Consider the following 14,555-nt stretch of genomic DNA (forward strand, 5'->3'; position numbering starts at 1 on the left):
CAATAACATGAGTGCATTGCACAAGCTCAGCCAACACATCAAACAGAAAGGCCTGCGGGCCACCCTGAAAAAAATCTGGAAGCACTACGTGTATTCCCACCAGGAACTGCTGTGGATGGAGCGTGACCTGGTCAGTCCCATACCACCGCATAGACTCAAGTCTTATCCGCCGCTGCAAGTGGTCAGGATCACCCCGGAAAACGCCGTGGCCTTCACCCGCTACTTCGGCGACCGCGTGGAAACCATGGCCGAACTGGCCCGCGAAGGTCACACCGGTCACATGCACCTGGACGAAAAAGGCGATGCGGTGGCGTTCATCTGGGGTGCCGCACGCCACTACCACGACCGCCATTACTACGGCTGCTGGTTCCCGGTCAAAGAAGGCGAGTTCTTCGAATTCGGCGGCGAACTGAGCCGCGGCTACTGGGGCACGTCGCTGTCGATGGACCTGCAAACCGAGCTGTGGAAAGCCATGCTCGCGCAAGGCTGCAACAAGGTGGTGGATGTGTGCGAGTGGCACAACGTCCCGGCGCTGAAACTGCACATACGCACCGGTTACGAGGAACAGGGGCGCATCATGAACGTGTATGAACTGTTTGGTCGCTGGCGTTTTTACCGTGAATCCCGCTACACCGGCTCGCGCCTGGATGCCTTGCGCAAACCGGAACGTTCACCTGCAAAACCTTCGGTGGCCTGAGCCTATGACTGTGCGATTTGAATGGCGTACTTCGTTGTGCGCAGCAGACTTTCCCGCAGCAGCCTATGAAGCGCTGCGTCTGCGAGTGATGGACCACACGCCGTTCAACGCACTGGCCTGGATGGTTGCGTCGCAACAGGCACTGACGGCTGGGGAACGGCTGCACGTTCTGCTGGGCTGGCAGGCTGATGAGTTGGTCCTGTGTCTGCCCTTGGTGGCGTCCATCTCACGCTTCGGCGGGCTGCCGTTTCGGGTGCTGCATCACTTGGGCTATCCACTGGCTGACCGTCTTGCGCTGCTCGCGTGCGTGGATGCCGATGGCATGCGCAAGGCGTTGACCGAGGTTCGGCGGCGCTTGCCCCATGCCCTGTTGCAACTCAATGAACTGGCTGGCGAAGACACTGTGCTGACGGCGTGGCGCGCGCGCAGTTCAACTGCCGAGCGGCGCCTCAGTTGTCGCGCGCCGGTGCATCTGATTACCGATGCGGATCGCCAGGAAGTGTCCGGCGACCCGCGCTACAAACTGCGCCGGGCACGCAAGCGGATTGCCGCGTGTGGCGCGCAAGTGCGCCGCATTACCCCCGATGCAACGACTATGGGGCCGTTGCTCAAGGTCATCGCCGAGGTGGAAGCGGTGAGCTGGAAAGGCGATGAAGGCGTGGGCATTTTTGCCGATGAGCGTCACCGCCAATGGATGGACACCGCCTTCACCGCCCTCGCCGCCCAAGGCCTGGTGCGGGTGGTGACCCTGGAGCTGGACGGGCGCTGCATCAGCTATCGCCTCGGCTTGCTGGAACAGGGCCGGCTGTACGACTACAACCTCGCATTCCTGCCGCAGTACGCCGACCTTGGCAGCGGCCGGGTGCTGCTCGAAGAATGGATTCGCTGGGGCCTGGAGGACAACTGGCTCTGGATCGACGCGTCGCGGGTCAGCCTGGAAAACTCCAGTCATCAACTGCATGAACGCATGACCGGGCACATGGAACACTGGCGCTGGAGCTTCTATTCCTGGCGCCCGAGCGGCTTGGCCCTGGGCCTGGCCTTGCGCTTCTGGCAGCACATCAAACCGCGGTTGCAACAGTGGCGGGCCAAGCGCGCGGCAGCGGCCAGCAGCCCTGCTCCTGTCGCGGCGCCGGCGGTCAAGGCGCCGGCATCCACCGACACACTCATGGAGGGCGAACATGCCACACCAAGTCATAGTCAACGCTGACGATTTCGGTCTCAGCGCCTGCGAAAACGCGGTGATTTTGGGAGCGTTCCAGGCCGGGATCATCAGTTCCGCCACGGCCATGGCCAACATGCCAGCCTTCGAAGCGGCGTGTGCCCTGGCCCAGCATCCGTTGCTGGCGGGGCGTATCGGCCTGCATTTCAACCTGACCTACGGCAGCCCGTTGAGCCGACGCATTCTCACCCGCCGGACCTTCTGTGACAGTGCCGGCGTGTTCGACCTCAACCTGTCGCGCACTCGCCTGTGGCTCGGTCATCAGGACCGCCTGGCCGTCGAGGAAGAACTCGAAGCGCAATGGCAACGTTGCCTGGATAACGGCGTGCGCCCCAGTCATCTGGACTCCCATCAACACGTGCACAACATCTGGCCCATCGGCGAGATCGTCGCGCGGTTCGCCGCCCGGCAAGGCGTCCCCGTGCGGCTGGCGCGCAACCTGGGGCAAAACCTCAGCCTGCCCAAGCGCCTGTTCAAACAATTGCTCAACCACCGTTTGAACAGCCTGGCCGGCTCGACCGCCGACTACGTCTGCACCCCGGTGGATCTGCGCAACGCCGCGCCGCCCACTGACGGTTTGCTGGAAATCGTCGCCCACCCCAACCAGCTCGGCGCCGATTTTGGCGATGCTTATCTGGAACCGGGGGAGTCATTGAGCGCCCTGCTCGAACAACGCTTGCCCGGGGTGCCGAGGGTGGCCTACGGCGAGGCCGGCGACCGTGTCATCAGGCGGGTGGAGGTCGTGACGGAGTGACCGTGAGCCGCGTTTTTTTGCCCGTTCAAAGCCTCTCCAGAGGTGCCGGAGCGCAGCTTTTTGACGCCGGAAAAACTGTGTCAATACTGAAACACAAATTGAAACAAAACACTGTTAAAGGACGTGCCATGCAATTGCCATGGTGATCTATACCCATCAGTACCTTCATCCAAAAGCACGGCCAGTCCCGGCCAAGGAGGGCTTCATGAGCCTGATCGACAAACTCCGCGAACGAATCAAACAAAAAGGCTTGAGCCGCGCGTTCAGCACACTGTGGAAACGCTATGTGTTTTTTCACTGGGAGTTGTTGTGGATGGAGCGCGACCTGGTCAGCCCGGTCCCGCCGCACAAGTTGCGCCCCTACTCCGGCGTGCGCAGGGTCACCATCACCCCGGAAAACGCAGTTGCGTTTACCAAGCACTTCGGTGACCGCGTGCAAACCATGGCCGAGCTCGCTGCCGAAGGTCACACCGGGCATATGTACCTGGACGAGGAAGGTCACGCGATCGGCTTCATCTGGGGCAGCACCCGTGACTACCACGACCGCCACTATTACGGCTGCTGGTTTCCGGTCAAACCCGGCGAGTTCTTCGAGTTTGGCGGAGAAATGATCCGCGCCTACTTCGGCAGCAGCCTGTCAGTGGACGTGCAGGTCGCGCTGTGGGAAGCGATGGCCGCGCAAGGTTGCAACAAGGTGGTGGACGTGTGCGAAACCCACAACATCCCCGCGCTGAAACTGCACATCCGCATGGGCTATCAGGAACAGGGCCGGGTCACCCACGTCTACGGCCTCTTTGGGCGCTGGCGCTTCTTCCGCGAAACCCGCTACAGCGGCTCCCGCCTGGACCCACTGCGCAAACCGGGCCGGCCAGTGGTGACGGCGGCGGCGCAGGCTTGATCAACGAATCGAGTGGGGCCACCCCGGCCCCACTTGACGACCATTTGCTGCCACTCGACGCGACTCGATAATTCCCACCCGACCGTGCGTCATCATGCTCGCCACGATCCCTGCGCCTTAGTTTTTCTCGGCACTGACCTGGCCGGTATACTTGGGCAGATTAATTTCCACATCAGCTTTTTGTTGCAGGCCTAGCTGCATAAGGCGGCCGATATGGTGTTGGGCGGCAGGGCGTCGAACAGAGTTGAGAAAAGCGGGCCATTCCTTCCCGATGTCTTCGTTCGAAGGCAGGGAAGCGACATTCACCAGTTCTTTGATCTCGCCCAGAGATTGCTTGTCGAAGGTGGCGATGCGGCGGGCCAGAGCATCGACGAAGCTGTTCAGCTCGTTTTCGGGAAAGCTGCGGTTTACGTAACCATAACGCTCGGCCAGCTTGCCGTCGATGTCGTTACCGCTTAGCAGGACCTCTAATGCACGGCCGCGGCCGATAAGGCGTGGCAGGCGCGCCATTGGGCCTCCGCCTGGAACAAAGCCGGCGCCAATTTCAAATTGGGAAAGCACTGCCTTGTCGCTGGCAAAACGCATATCGCTGGCCAGGGCCAGTTCGCTGCCCACGCCAGAGGCGCGGCCGTTGATCATCGCGATGGAAACCACTGGGGACTTGCTCAGGCGTACCAACATGTCCGGAAGGGGCGGCAGGCCGGTCTTCCCGTTGGGCATTTCCAGGGTCCGCTCCAGGGGCTCCGCAAAGTCGTAGTGGGTCAGGAAAAAGCCAGGCACCTTGCTTTCAAAAACCACCACTTTGAGTTTGGTGTCGTTTTCTATCGCGTTGACCACCTTCTCGAACTGGAAGGTAGAATCCGGGCCATAGATGTTGAAAGGCGGGTTGTTGATCTGCACTCGCCAGTATTCGGGGCTGACCTTTTCAATAAGAAACTGGTTGGGGGAGGAGCTGGCGGATTTTGGGGGGCTGGTAGCAGTGTCGGCCGCCAGGGCTTGACCAGCCAGGGTGCTCCCGCCCAACAGCATGCTAAAGGCGAGTGTGGCGCTTACGATACGTCGTGATTTCATAATGGTGGAACTCCCATTTTATGGAATGAACAGCGATGAAATGACCTGAGTTCTGTTCAGGACCACGAGCACCCGTTGATGCTCGAATTAGCAGTACCGTTTGGGCAAATATAGGCGCGCTGTGGTCATGTCGATGCTCAACCTTGTGATATCCCCTTCTGCCGGCCAGCCAACATCGCCGTTTTTTTTATTGAAAATTGAAACTGGCAGTGCTTCTGGAGAACGATGGGGTCACTATATTTATGACGATCATCAAGATAAACGGACGATCTGAAATATCAGTTAGTACATGGCGTAACTAATCAGCTGAAACTTCGGAGGGATGGGCTATCTGATCTGAAGTGGCGATTGGGCATTGCCAAGCGCTGCTGTTCTGCTCAGTGCTGCTGCCGCAATTCATGGAAAGCTGCCTGTGATGGGTGGCCCGCCCAATGGAGCGCTATAGTTAATGACCTCGGGGGAATGCGGATAAACCGACTTCGCAGGTGCTGCCATGAACAAATCCGGACACACGTTGTTGCTTGCCCTTTGCCTGACTGCCGCCAGCGTTGCGCAGGCGGATGACAGCCTGATGCAAACCGAGCAATCGAACACTGAATTCCACTATTACGGGGCCGATCAGCCTTTCGCCCACCCCGCGCCACCTTCGCTGAGTACCGTGCCACCGGGGGCGTACATCCCGACCTCACCCCAAACGTTCATTCCGGTGTCCAGCGAGCACGTGTTTTCCGACTCGCAGTTGCCGACGGTAGCGGATGCCACCGTGCGCGTGTTCATCCGCACCTACGATCAGGTGCGTGGCGTCTACGTGAACCAGGAGGTCATCGATCCGACCTGCATGCTGGCCTGCCTGAGTGCGCCGGGGCCGTCCTTGTAACCCGGCCGCTCTCGCTTACCACTGCCGCTTGTCCGGACGCGCCAGGCCGAGTTTCTCGATCCGGTAACGCAACATGTCGCGGCTCAGGCCCAGCAGTCGAGCGGATTTGGTGACGTTCCAGTCGGTCTTGTCGAGCATCTTGCGCACCATGTCGCGTTCGACTTCCGGCAGGTTCATCGACTCGCTGCCGTTGTAGGTCGGGCGTGGTTCGCTCGGTGGCATTTCATGCGCAAACATTGGCGGCTCGTCCACCAGGCTCATGCAGACGTTGAGCTGGTGCGCGGCGATGGTGTCGTTCTGTGCCAGCAACACCGTTTGCTCGAGCATGTTGCGCAACTCACGCACGTTGCCCGGCCAGGTGTAATTGAGCAGCAGCTCTTCGGCCTGATCGCTGAAATGCAGGTTTGGCTTGCCATAGCGTTTGCCATGGGCCGCCAGGAAGTGTCTGGCCAGCAGCAGGATGTCTTCGCCACGGGCGTAAAGGCGTGGCACCTTGATCGAAATGATGCGCAGGCGAAAAAACAGGTCGCGGCGGAATTTGCCCTGCTGGACCATTTGTTCCAGGTTGCAGTTGGTGGCGCTGATCACCCGCAGATCGACTTTGCGTTCCTTCACCGAACCGACCCGGCGGATGGTCCGGTCTTCCAGCAGTTTCAGCAGTTTGGCCTGCAGAATCAAATCCATCTCGCCGATTTCATCGAGGAACAGTGTCCCGCCATCCGCCGCTTCCACCAGCCCCAGTCGACGATCCTTGGCATCGGTAAAGGCGCCCTTCTCGTGACCGAACAGCTCGGATTCCACCAGATTGGACGGAATCGAGGCGCAGTTGAATTCAATGAACGGGCCTTTGCTGCGTGGGCCATCGAAATGCAGCGCCCGGGCGACCAGCTCTTTGCCCGTGCCGGTCTCGCCTTCCACCAGGACCGGGGGCAGATCGCTGTTGGCCATGCGTCGCTCGGCGTCGAGCAGCTGGGCGATGGTGCCCTTGAGGTAAACCATGGGCGCGGAATCGCCGATCAGCGCCTGCACCCCGGATTTCTGCGCCTCGCGCTCCTGATAGAACGACAGTGTGCGTTCCATCCGGTCGGTGGCCAGGGCCTTGTCCAGCAGCAGTTTGAGTTCGGGCAGGGCCACTGGTTTGGTGACGTAGTGAAAAGCGCCCTCTTTCATCGCCACCACGGCGTCTTCGACATTGCCGTAGCCAGTCATCATGATCACTTTCAGATCCGGCGCGCTGATGCGCAGCTTCTGGATCAGCCCGTGGCCGCTCATGCCTGGCAACGAGTTGTCGGTGAGCACGACATCCGGTGCGAAGGTCTTCAGTTGCTCCAGTGCATCCTCAGCCGAGTGGCAGACTGTAACCTCGAAGTCTTTGCGCTCCAGGTAGGTCTGAATATTCTCGGCGAGGAGCTCATCATCCTCGACCAGCAGTATGCTGTGTTCCATATTCCCCTCCCGTTGCCACTTTGAAATTGAGACAAACGCGGGTTCCTTCCTGCTCCTGGCTGGTCAGTTCGACCGAGCCATCGAAACGCTCCATTATTCTTTTGACCAGGGCCAGGCCCACGCCCAGTCCCCCTTGTTTGGTGGTGAAAAATGGCTTGAAGACCATTTGCTGCTGCTGTTTGCTCATGCCCTTGCCGGTGTCATTAAGAATCATGCACACCTCATCGGCCGTCGGCTGTTCAATATCGATACTCAACACGCCGCCCTTGGGCATGGCTTCCAGAGCGTTGGCAAACAGGCTATTGAGAATTTGCGTGAGCAGCACCTGTTGGCTGACGACCGCAGGGACTGTCGTGGGGATGAATCGCACCTCGACGTTCGAGCGTTTGATCTGCGGCTCGAACGCACTCAGGGTGTCGTCGATGGCCAGGACCAGATCCACATGTTCGAAGTCGTCGTTAACCGGTCGCAACGACACCAGCAGTTCACGGACCCAGCGCGACATGCGGTCGACCTGGTTGATGATGTCGCCGATGTTTTTCTGCGCCGTCTGGCTGGCGATTTCCTGGGCCAGTTCGGCGCTGGAACGAATGTTCGCCAGCGGATTGCGCAGGCTGTGCGCCACCGCCGAAGACATTTCGCCGAGGGCGACGAAGGTTTCATTGGCCACCAGTTGTTTTTGCTGGCTCTGCAACAGCATGGCCGCCCGGCGCACGATCCAGAACAGCCCCAGGTAGATGACCGCCCCGCCGAGCAACGTTGTCAGCCAGATCTCCTTGAAACCGCGCTGGATCCGTTCAACCAGATCCACCGGTTCCTTGTAGATCTCGACCATGGCGATCACTTTGCTTTTGTCGGCGTTGAACATCGGAATGTAGTTCTCGATGAACAGGTATTGGGGCTCTCGCAACAGACGCTGCTCGGGCCGTTCCCCATCGATTTCGTGATAGCTGGTGGAAACCGCTGTTTTCATCTCGAAGGACTCGTCCAGTTCCTCGTCATCTTCGATGCGCACACCGATCAGTTCCGGGTTGGTCGACCACACCACCGTGCGATCCAGGGCGTATACCGTGGCCAGCAGAATGTCCGGCAAATGCTCGACATGATCGAGGAACTCGATGCGCGACGAGGCACGGGCACCAGGGTCGACGTCGGGGTAAGCATTGTCATTGCGGGGGTCGAGCATTTCGGCCATGGTTCTGGTCGGCGTGATCGACGCGTGACGAACTTCGGCTTCACCAATGGCCTGGATAAACTGCGCTGTCAGCATCGAGTCGCGCTCGATGCTCTCTTCAACCACGAAGCGTGTAGAGATATAACCGAGCCCCAATGCCACCGCGGCAATGATGAAAAAGCTCGCCAGGGAAAACCAGCGGACAAGATTGAAGGGCGGACGCCAATCCTTGCCTTCTGCGGCTGCCGGTGTTGTCGGCGCCGCGGTTTTTTGTTCTTCCAGTGTCTGCATGGGACTGTCCTGGTGGCGGATCTGCAAGCCTTTTCTGCTGTGTTTCGAATCAGTGTAGGTGGCATTGCTCGCAATGCCTGAGCAATGAAGCTATTTAGCCACTATTGCACCGTAGCCTTGGCGGGGCCGGCGATTGCGTTGCGGTGTTCGGGCTCATCGTTGCCGGCCGCCAACGCGCTGGCCGGCGGATGCTGGCGATCGGTTTGTGCTGGTAAAAATGCGATGACCGACTGCGCGGCATGTTCATCCATGCGCAGGTTGGACATCGGGATCTTGTCGAAACGCTCGAACAGAAAGCGCACCTGCCGACCGTCCTGGTCGGTCAGCAAGGTGTTGGGGACATAGTCGCCACTCCATGGTGTGGCGGTATCGGCGACGGCGGTTTCTTTCGCCGGTACGGGTGTCGGTGGCGCCGGTTTCGCGACCAGCAACTGGCTGGCCAGTAAACAGACCGACAACACCAACACCAGGTGCATGCCCAAGGCACGTGAGCGAGTCGAAACTGCGTTTGTGGCCATCACCAACCGCCTCGAATACGGGAAGGGGTGATGGGAGGATTGCAAGGAGCTCGCCATCTTTGTAACTGTTTTATACAAAAACACTAACAGCTTAAAAAACAATCGTTTATCGATATCAATGCATCACGACCGTAAAAACGACTGGGGAATGTCACCCGCTAACGGGGAAAGCCATTCCCCATTTTCAAGGGATTAACTTGAACACCAGTCGCACGCTGGTGCCCTCGCCTTCACGACTATCGAGCGCCACCGAGCCGCCAAAGCGCTCCATGATCCGCTTGACCAGCACCAGCCCGACACCGAGCCCGCCCTGCTTGGTGGTGAAAAACGGTCGGAACGCCATGCGCCGTTGTTCTTCGGTCATGCCTTTGCCGGTGTCGCTGATCGTCACACACACCCGCCGGGAATCGCAGGGGTCGAGAGCGATCGTCAACGTACCGCCAGCGTCCATAGCCTCCAGCGCATTGGCCAGCAAGCTGTTGAGAATTTGCGTCAGTTGCACGTATTGACTCAAGACCATCGGTGTCTCTTTGGGGGTGAACACCACCGTGACCCGACCCTTGGCGATCTGCTGTTCGAACGCGTTGAGGCTGTCGTGTAGCACCGCGACCAGGTTGACCGGTTCGGCTTCGTCGTTGAGCGGCCGCAAGGATTGCAGCAATTCCCGGACCCACTTCGACATGCGGTCGACCTGACCGATGATGTCGTTGATGTTTTTGTGCGCCGGACCACTGTCGAACTCCAGCGCAAGCTCGGCGCTTGAGCGAATGGTCGCCAACGGATTGCGCAGGCTGTGGGCCACCGCTGAGGACATCTCGCCCAACGCCACGAACGTTTCGTTGGTGATCAGTTGCTTCTGTTGCGTCGCCAGCAAAATCGCTGCACGCCGCACGATCCAGTACAACCCCAGGTAAATCAGCCCGCCGCCCAACGCCGTCGCCAACCAGATCAACACCAGCCCACGCTCGATGCGATTGATCAGGTCCTTGGGCTCCTTGTAGATCTCGACCATCGCCGTAACGTTGTTGCCTTCGGCATCGAACAGCGGAATGTAGTTTTCGATGAAGATGTATTCCGGCGGTGTGATGAACTTCTGTTCCATGCGGGCATGGTCGACGTCGTGGTAACTGGCCGATACCGGCGTCTTCGAGGCGAAGGCCTTATCCAGGTCTTCATCGACATGAATGGTGGTGCCCATCAGGGCCGGGTTGGTCGACCAGATAATCATCCGGTCTGGGGCGTAAATATTGGCCAGGATGACGTCGGGCAAATGTTCGATGTGATCGAGAAATTCCCCCCGGGCGTTGGCCCGGGCCATCGGATCGACGTCGGGAAAATCCCGGTCTTTGCGCGGGTCGAGCAACTCGCCCATGGTCCGCACGTTAGGGATTGCAACGTGGCGGACTTCGGCGGCGGCGATTGCCTGAATGAACTGTGAGGTCAGCAACGCATCGCGCTGCACGCTTTCGGTAATCACGAATTTGGTGGACACCGAGCCCAACGCCACCGCCACCGTACCGATCACCGCCATGCTGATCAGCGAAAACCAGCGCAGCAGGTTGAACGGCTGTTTGCGCGTGCTCAATCGCATGTCGGCCTTGTCGGTGGCCAGGGTTTTGGCAAGCGTGGTCATTGGATGTTGTTCCCGGAAAAGCCCTATAGGGTTTATAGCCCACTGCTGGCAATTTGCCCGGCTGCCGGGTCTTTTCCCCCTCCCCGGTTCCCCCGACTTTCCCGTTGCCCAATCTCCCCCAATGCTGGGGAAAGAGGCCCGTTCCCACAATCGGGGAAGTGCCATCACTTATTGACGAAACACCTTTGTTCCGGGCCTCTCATGGCCATTTTTACCGGTTGGCATGGGAGTTGCCGAAGACCTGTCAACTGACCCACATCCAAGGGGCAGGTACTCTGATAGAGGGAATACACATGCACCCTTTACTGTCCAAAACCGCGATCGCACTGGCTGTGACCGCTCTGGCCCAAGGCGCTGCCCAGGCGGCGTTGTTTGCTGTAGATCCCGGTCCCTATTTGCCAGCCACCGGTGGGTTCGCTGCCTGGTATCAGGACTCCCACGGCCGAACCCTCGACTTGTGCTTATCAAAAGCCGTCAGTTCCAGGGTTCCAGGTGCACCCGGTGCGCCGAGCTACATGTGCGTCCTCAATCCGGCTCCCGGCGTTTTCGACGACACGCAGCCCATCGCTTTCCCAAGCAACTTTCCCGATGAAACGTTCTGGTTCACTGGCGACGGCGCCATCGTCGACGCCGCCCGTGGCATCGACCTGACCTACGTTAGCGCTATTGAAGCCGCCTTCGCCGCGGAAGAAGTGAAAGAAGGCGACCAGGTCAGTTTTGGCCGAATCCGCATTCGGGTCGATGTGCCCACTGCCGGTGTCTACACCATCACTCACCCTTACGGCGTAGACATATTTGACGTTCCCGCCGCTGGAACCCGTGCGATCAACATGACCCGGGACATCGGCATCGGCTCGCCGCAAGCCTACGACGGCGCGCTCAGAAGCGACATCGGTCCATTCCTGCGCAGCGTCAACGGCCCCTACACCGAGACCAACCCGGTCACCGGTGCCGCCGAACAATTCATTGGCGATCCGAACCTGGCCGAGGCCTTCACCGGCAGTCCTTTCAACACCAACTTCATCCGCATCGAAGGCCCTAATGGACTGGATTTGCGCACGACGGTAATGACCATTTCCGGCAAGCTGTCGACGGTAGTGCGCCCCACTCCGATCATTGCCGAGCGCAGCACCTACTCGCGCAAAGCCGGTGCCAGTGCACCGGAGGCGCAACAGGACGTCTTCGTCATGGCCCCGCCGCCACCGGCCACCGTGACCCTCGACAGCAACAGCCCGGTGCTGAACCTGACCGAGGCCGATACCACCGGCCACTGGTACGCGCAGTCCGCCACCAACCCGACGCTGCCGAGCACCCTTGCGGTAACCGCCGACAACCACCTGGCCATTCCCACCAGCACGCCGACCTCCATCTCCATGCCGTTGACCGACCTGGTGGTGATCTCGCAGGCGCAGTACAGCCTGAGCAGCGGGCAGATCAGCGTCGTGGCCTCGACCAGCGATGAAACATCGCCACCGGTCCTGACCGTCACCACCGGTACCGGAGTCGCCATCGGCGCGCTCAGCGGCGACGGCGCGGTGAAATCGCTGTCGACCGGCATCTCGCCGATTCCACCGGCCAAGGTTCGAGTGACGTCATCCAATGGCGGCAGCGATACCGAAGAAGTGGTCGTCGTGCAATGAACGCACATATGCCCAGATCCTCATCAGGAGGCATCATGAACAAATTGCCACGCCTGGCGCTCAACGCCCTGGGACTGACTTTATCGTTGTCCGGCAGTGCATTCGCGCAACTCGCTGCCGTCGACCCTGGCCCCTACACCTATGCCACGGGGAAATTCCCCATGTGGTATCAGGACAACAATTCGCTGTCGCTGGAACTGTGCCAGTCGCGGGCGACCAGTTCGCGGTCACCTGGCGCTCCTGGCGCGCCAGCCTACATGTGCATCCTGAATCCGGAACCCGGGGTTTATGACGACACCCTGCCGATGGTATTTCCGGATAACTGGCCACCGGAAACCTTCTGGTACCTCGCCGAAACCACTATCGCCGATGTCGGCGGGTATGGCGTCGACGCCTATGTGGCCGGGATCGAAGCGGCCTTCGCGGCGGAAAACCCGGTCGACGGCGATCAGGCAAGCTTCGCGCGGATTCGCCTGCGGATAAACGTACCCGTGGCGGGCACCTACACCATTACTCACCCGTATGGCGTGGAAACGGTCAATGTCACCACGCCGGGTCGTCGGGCGATCAACATCACTCGCGACATCGGCATCGGCGCGCCGGGCAACTTCGCCGGCGCGCTCAATGGTGAAGTCGGGCCCTTCCTGCGCAGTGTCAACGGCCCTTACACCGAAGTGAACCCGGACACCGGCGCCATCGAGACGTTCGTGGGTGACCCGAACCTCACCGAAGCGGTCACCGGCAGCCCCAACAACACCAACTTCCTGCTTGTCCAGGGCCCACCCGGGACCATCCAGACCACGCTCTTTACCGTGTCCGGCAAAGTCCTCGACAGTCGTGCACAAACCCCTGCGGAAATCAGCCGCGCGACGTACCGTCGCGTTGCTACAGGCCCGGGCACCAGCAGTACCCGGGTAGAAGTGTTCGGCAAATCGTCGAACAACTCGAGCCTGTGCTTCCGCGAAACCGTGGCCCTGGTTCCCGGACCACCGCAGACGCCATGCCTGACCAGCATGCTCGGCGATAACACCGGCCAGTTCTTCGGCCACCGTCTGACCGGCAGCACCGTGCCGCCGGTGGTTGTGCTCACCGCGACCGACCCGACGAGTACCACCCGGCCGACAGCGGTCTCGAGCAAAGTCTCCGACGTGGTCAAAGTACAAACCGCTCGCTACAGCTGGAGCAACCAAAGCCTGCTGATCGAAGCCACCTCGTCCGACGAAGTGGTCGTGCCGGACATGGTTGCCCAGGGTTACGGACGGCTGACCAAGTCCGGCACCCTGCAGCGCCTGACCGTCGCCGACCTGCCTCAACCACCGGCCACCGTGACGATCAAATCGGCCTCCGGTGGCAGCGATACCGAGCCCGTCGTCGTGGTCGGCACCGCGCCGGACACCGGTGAAAACCAGGCCCCGGTTGCTGTCGCTGACAGCGGTAGCACAAGCTTCGGCTTGCCGATAACCCTCAATCTGCTGACCAACGACAGCGACCCGGACGGCGACACACCACTGAGCATCACCGCGCTGACCCAACCAGCCGACGGCCAGGGTTCCGTGGCATTGAGCGGTACCACGGCCGTCGTCTACACCCCGCCAGCCGTGGTCAATGCACCGCTGACCACGACCTTCACCTACAAGGCGCAAGACATCAAAGGCCTGGCCTCGACCGCTGCTGCGACCGTGACCATCACCGTGGCACCTAACCAGCCTCCAGTGGCCGTCGCCGACAGCATTGCGACCCTGGGTGTGTCGATTCCAATCAACGTGCTGGCCAACGACACCGATCCGGAAGGCAACGTGCCGCTCGCAATCGCCAGTTTCACTCAACCACCGCTCAATCGCGGCTCGGTGACCAGCAACGGCACCACCCTGACCTATAACCCACCGGCCACGGTCACCACGGCGTTCACCACGACCTTCACCTACATCGCCCGGGACAGCTTCGGCGCCCTGGCGACGTCACCGGCCACGGTCACGGTGCAAGTCTCGCCACGACCTGCTGCGGAAACCTTTGCGGTCACGGCGGCCAGTGTGACGGCCCGCTCCAACAACCGCTTCAACTGGGACTTCACGGGGACCTCATCGGTGACCACCGGCAACACCATCACCGTCCAGGTGACCACGCCGACCGGACTGGTAACGCTCGGTAGCACCACGGTGCCGCTCACTGGACGCTGGAGGCTGACCGTGAGCAACAGCACAACGGTGATTCCGTCGGCGAACCCGACAGCCACCATCACTTCGTCCCAAGGCACCGTGCGTACCGTCAACGTCAACGTGCAGTAAACGCTCGCCCCACCGGCCGACCCGGCTGGTGGGGCAAGCCCTCAACCAA

Annotated in this window: 12 protein-coding genes; 7 read left to right on the forward strand and 5 right to left on the reverse strand. The window is 60.4% G+C overall.

Features of this window, described 5'->3' with window-relative positions:
- Positions 1–7: 7 nt before the first annotated feature.
- The 4 genes from KHO07_RS17205 (at position 8) to KHO07_RS17220 (ending at position 3,571) form a co-directional block, all read left to right on the forward strand.
- Positions 8–697, forward strand: coding sequence for an N-acetyltransferase (locus KHO07_RS17205; RefSeq protein ID WP_212624994.1), 690 nt, complete (start codon positions 8–10; stop codon positions 695–697).
- A gap of 4 nt (positions 698–701) precedes the next feature.
- The gene (locus tag KHO07_RS17210) at positions 702–1,907 is read left to right on the forward strand and encodes a GNAT family N-acetyltransferase (RefSeq protein ID WP_212624995.1); all 1,206 of its coding nucleotides are present in this window, start codon (positions 702–704) and stop codon (positions 1,905–1,907) included.
- Positions 1,879–2,673 (forward strand): ChbG/HpnK family deacetylase, encoded by a 795-nt coding sequence (locus tag KHO07_RS17215; RefSeq protein WP_212624996.1) that lies wholly within the window; start codon positions 1,879–1,881, stop codon positions 2,671–2,673. Before KHO07_RS17210 ends, KHO07_RS17215 begins: the two co-directional genes overlap by 29 nt.
- Positions 2,674–2,878: 205 nt before the next feature.
- On the forward strand, positions 2,879–3,571 hold the full coding sequence (locus KHO07_RS17220) for an N-acetyltransferase (RefSeq protein WP_212624997.1): 693 nt from the start codon (positions 2,879–2,881) through the stop codon (positions 3,569–3,571).
- A 117-nt stretch (positions 3,572–3,688) separates the two neighbouring features.
- Here the strand turns inward: KHO07_RS17220 and KHO07_RS17225 are convergent, their stop codons facing one another.
- Entirely contained in the window at positions 3,689–4,642 is a 954-nt protein-coding gene (locus KHO07_RS17225; RefSeq protein WP_150733523.1) for an enoyl-CoA hydratase/isomerase family protein, read from the reverse strand.
- A gap of 493 nt (positions 4,643–5,135) precedes the next feature.
- On the opposite strand from KHO07_RS17225, the gene KHO07_RS17230 reads away from it, so the two are divergent.
- Positions 5,136–5,519: a hypothetical protein gene (locus KHO07_RS17230; protein ID WP_150733522.1), complete on the forward strand. Its 384-nt coding sequence runs from the start codon at positions 5,136–5,138 to the stop codon at positions 5,517–5,519.
- Positions 5,520–5,534: 15 nt separating this feature from the next.
- Here the strand turns inward: KHO07_RS17230 and KHO07_RS17235 are convergent, their stop codons facing one another.
- The 4 genes from KHO07_RS17235 to KHO07_RS17250 form a co-directional block, all read right to left on the reverse strand.
- A complete protein-coding gene (locus KHO07_RS17235) occupies positions 5,535–6,965 on the reverse strand; it encodes a sigma-54 dependent transcriptional regulator (protein WP_212624998.1) in 1,431 nt (476 codons plus the stop codon).
- On the reverse strand, positions 6,934–8,430 hold the full coding sequence (locus KHO07_RS17240; protein ID WP_150733520.1) for an ATP-binding protein: 1,497 nt from the start codon (positions 8,428–8,430) through the stop codon (positions 6,934–6,936). The genes KHO07_RS17235 and KHO07_RS17240 overlap by 32 nt, the downstream gene beginning before the upstream one ends.
- Before the next feature lie 101 nt (positions 8,431–8,531).
- On the reverse strand, positions 8,532–8,948 hold the full coding sequence (locus KHO07_RS29440; RefSeq protein WP_212624999.1) for a hypothetical protein: 417 nt from the start codon (positions 8,946–8,948) through the stop codon (positions 8,532–8,534).
- A gap of 184 nt (positions 8,949–9,132) precedes the next feature.
- The gene (locus tag KHO07_RS17250; RefSeq protein WP_212625000.1) at positions 9,133–10,581 is read right to left on the reverse strand and encodes an ATP-binding protein; all 1,449 of its coding nucleotides are present in this window, start codon (positions 10,579–10,581) and stop codon (positions 9,133–9,135) included.
- 293 nt (positions 10,582–10,874) lie between these two features.
- Here KHO07_RS17250 and KHO07_RS17255 point away from each other — a divergent pair, with 293 nt between their 5' ends.
- Together KHO07_RS17255 and KHO07_RS17260 are read left to right on the forward strand one after the other, a co-directional pair.
- The gene (locus KHO07_RS17255; RefSeq protein WP_212625001.1) at positions 10,875–12,221 is read left to right on the forward strand and encodes a hypothetical protein; all 1,347 of its coding nucleotides are present in this window, start codon (positions 10,875–10,877) and stop codon (positions 12,219–12,221) included.
- 35 nt (positions 12,222–12,256) lie between these two features.
- Positions 12,257–14,506 (forward strand): Ig-like domain-containing protein, encoded by a 2,250-nt coding sequence (locus KHO07_RS17260; protein WP_212625002.1) that lies wholly within the window; start codon positions 12,257–12,259, stop codon positions 14,504–14,506.
- The last annotated feature ends 49 nt before the right edge of the window (positions 14,507–14,555 follow it).

This window comes from Pseudomonas sp. PP3, from assembly GCF_905336995.1.
Taxonomy (GTDB): domain Bacteria; phylum Pseudomonadota; class Gammaproteobacteria; order Pseudomonadales; family Pseudomonadaceae; genus Aquipseudomonas; species Aquipseudomonas reinekei.

Excerpts from the sequence above, each read along its gene's own strand:
- KHO07_RS17230 (WP_150733522.1), top strand. The coding sequence starts at position 5,136 with ATGAACAAATCCGGACACACGTTGTTGCTTGCCCTTTGCCTGACTGCC.
- KHO07_RS17210 (WP_212624995.1), top strand. The coding sequence starts at position 702 with ATGACTGTGCGATTTGAATGGCGTACTTCGTTGTGCGCAGCAGACTTT.
- KHO07_RS17240 (WP_150733520.1), bottom strand. The coding sequence starts at position 8,430 with ATGCAGACACTGGAAGAACAAAAAACCGCGGCGCCGACAACACCGGCA.
- KHO07_RS17235 (WP_212624998.1), bottom strand. The coding sequence starts at position 6,965 with ATGGAACACAGCATACTGCTGGTCGAGGATGATGAGCTCCTCGCCGAG.
- KHO07_RS17225 (WP_150733523.1), bottom strand. The coding sequence starts at position 4,642 with ATGAAATCACGACGTATCGTAAGCGCCACACTCGCCTTTAGCATGCTG.
- KHO07_RS29440 (WP_212624999.1), bottom strand. The coding sequence starts at position 8,948 with ATGGCCACAAACGCAGTTTCGACTCGCTCACGTGCCTTGGGCATGCAC.
- KHO07_RS17220 (WP_212624997.1), top strand. The coding sequence starts at position 2,879 with ATGAGCCTGATCGACAAACTCCGCGAACGAATCAAACAAAAAGGCTTG.
- KHO07_RS17215 (WP_212624996.1), top strand. The coding sequence starts at position 1,879 with ATGCCACACCAAGTCATAGTCAACGCTGACGATTTCGGTCTCAGCGCC.
- KHO07_RS17255 (WP_212625001.1), top strand. The coding sequence starts at position 10,875 with ATGCACCCTTTACTGTCCAAAACCGCGATCGCACTGGCTGTGACCGCT.
- KHO07_RS17250 (WP_212625000.1), bottom strand. The coding sequence starts at position 10,581 with ATGACCACGCTTGCCAAAACCCTGGCCACCGACAAGGCCGACATGCGA.
- KHO07_RS17205 (WP_212624994.1), top strand. The coding sequence starts at position 8 with ATGAGTGCATTGCACAAGCTCAGCCAACACATCAAACAGAAAGGCCTG.
- KHO07_RS17260 (WP_212625002.1), top strand. The coding sequence starts at position 12,257 with ATGAACAAATTGCCACGCCTGGCGCTCAACGCCCTGGGACTGACTTTA.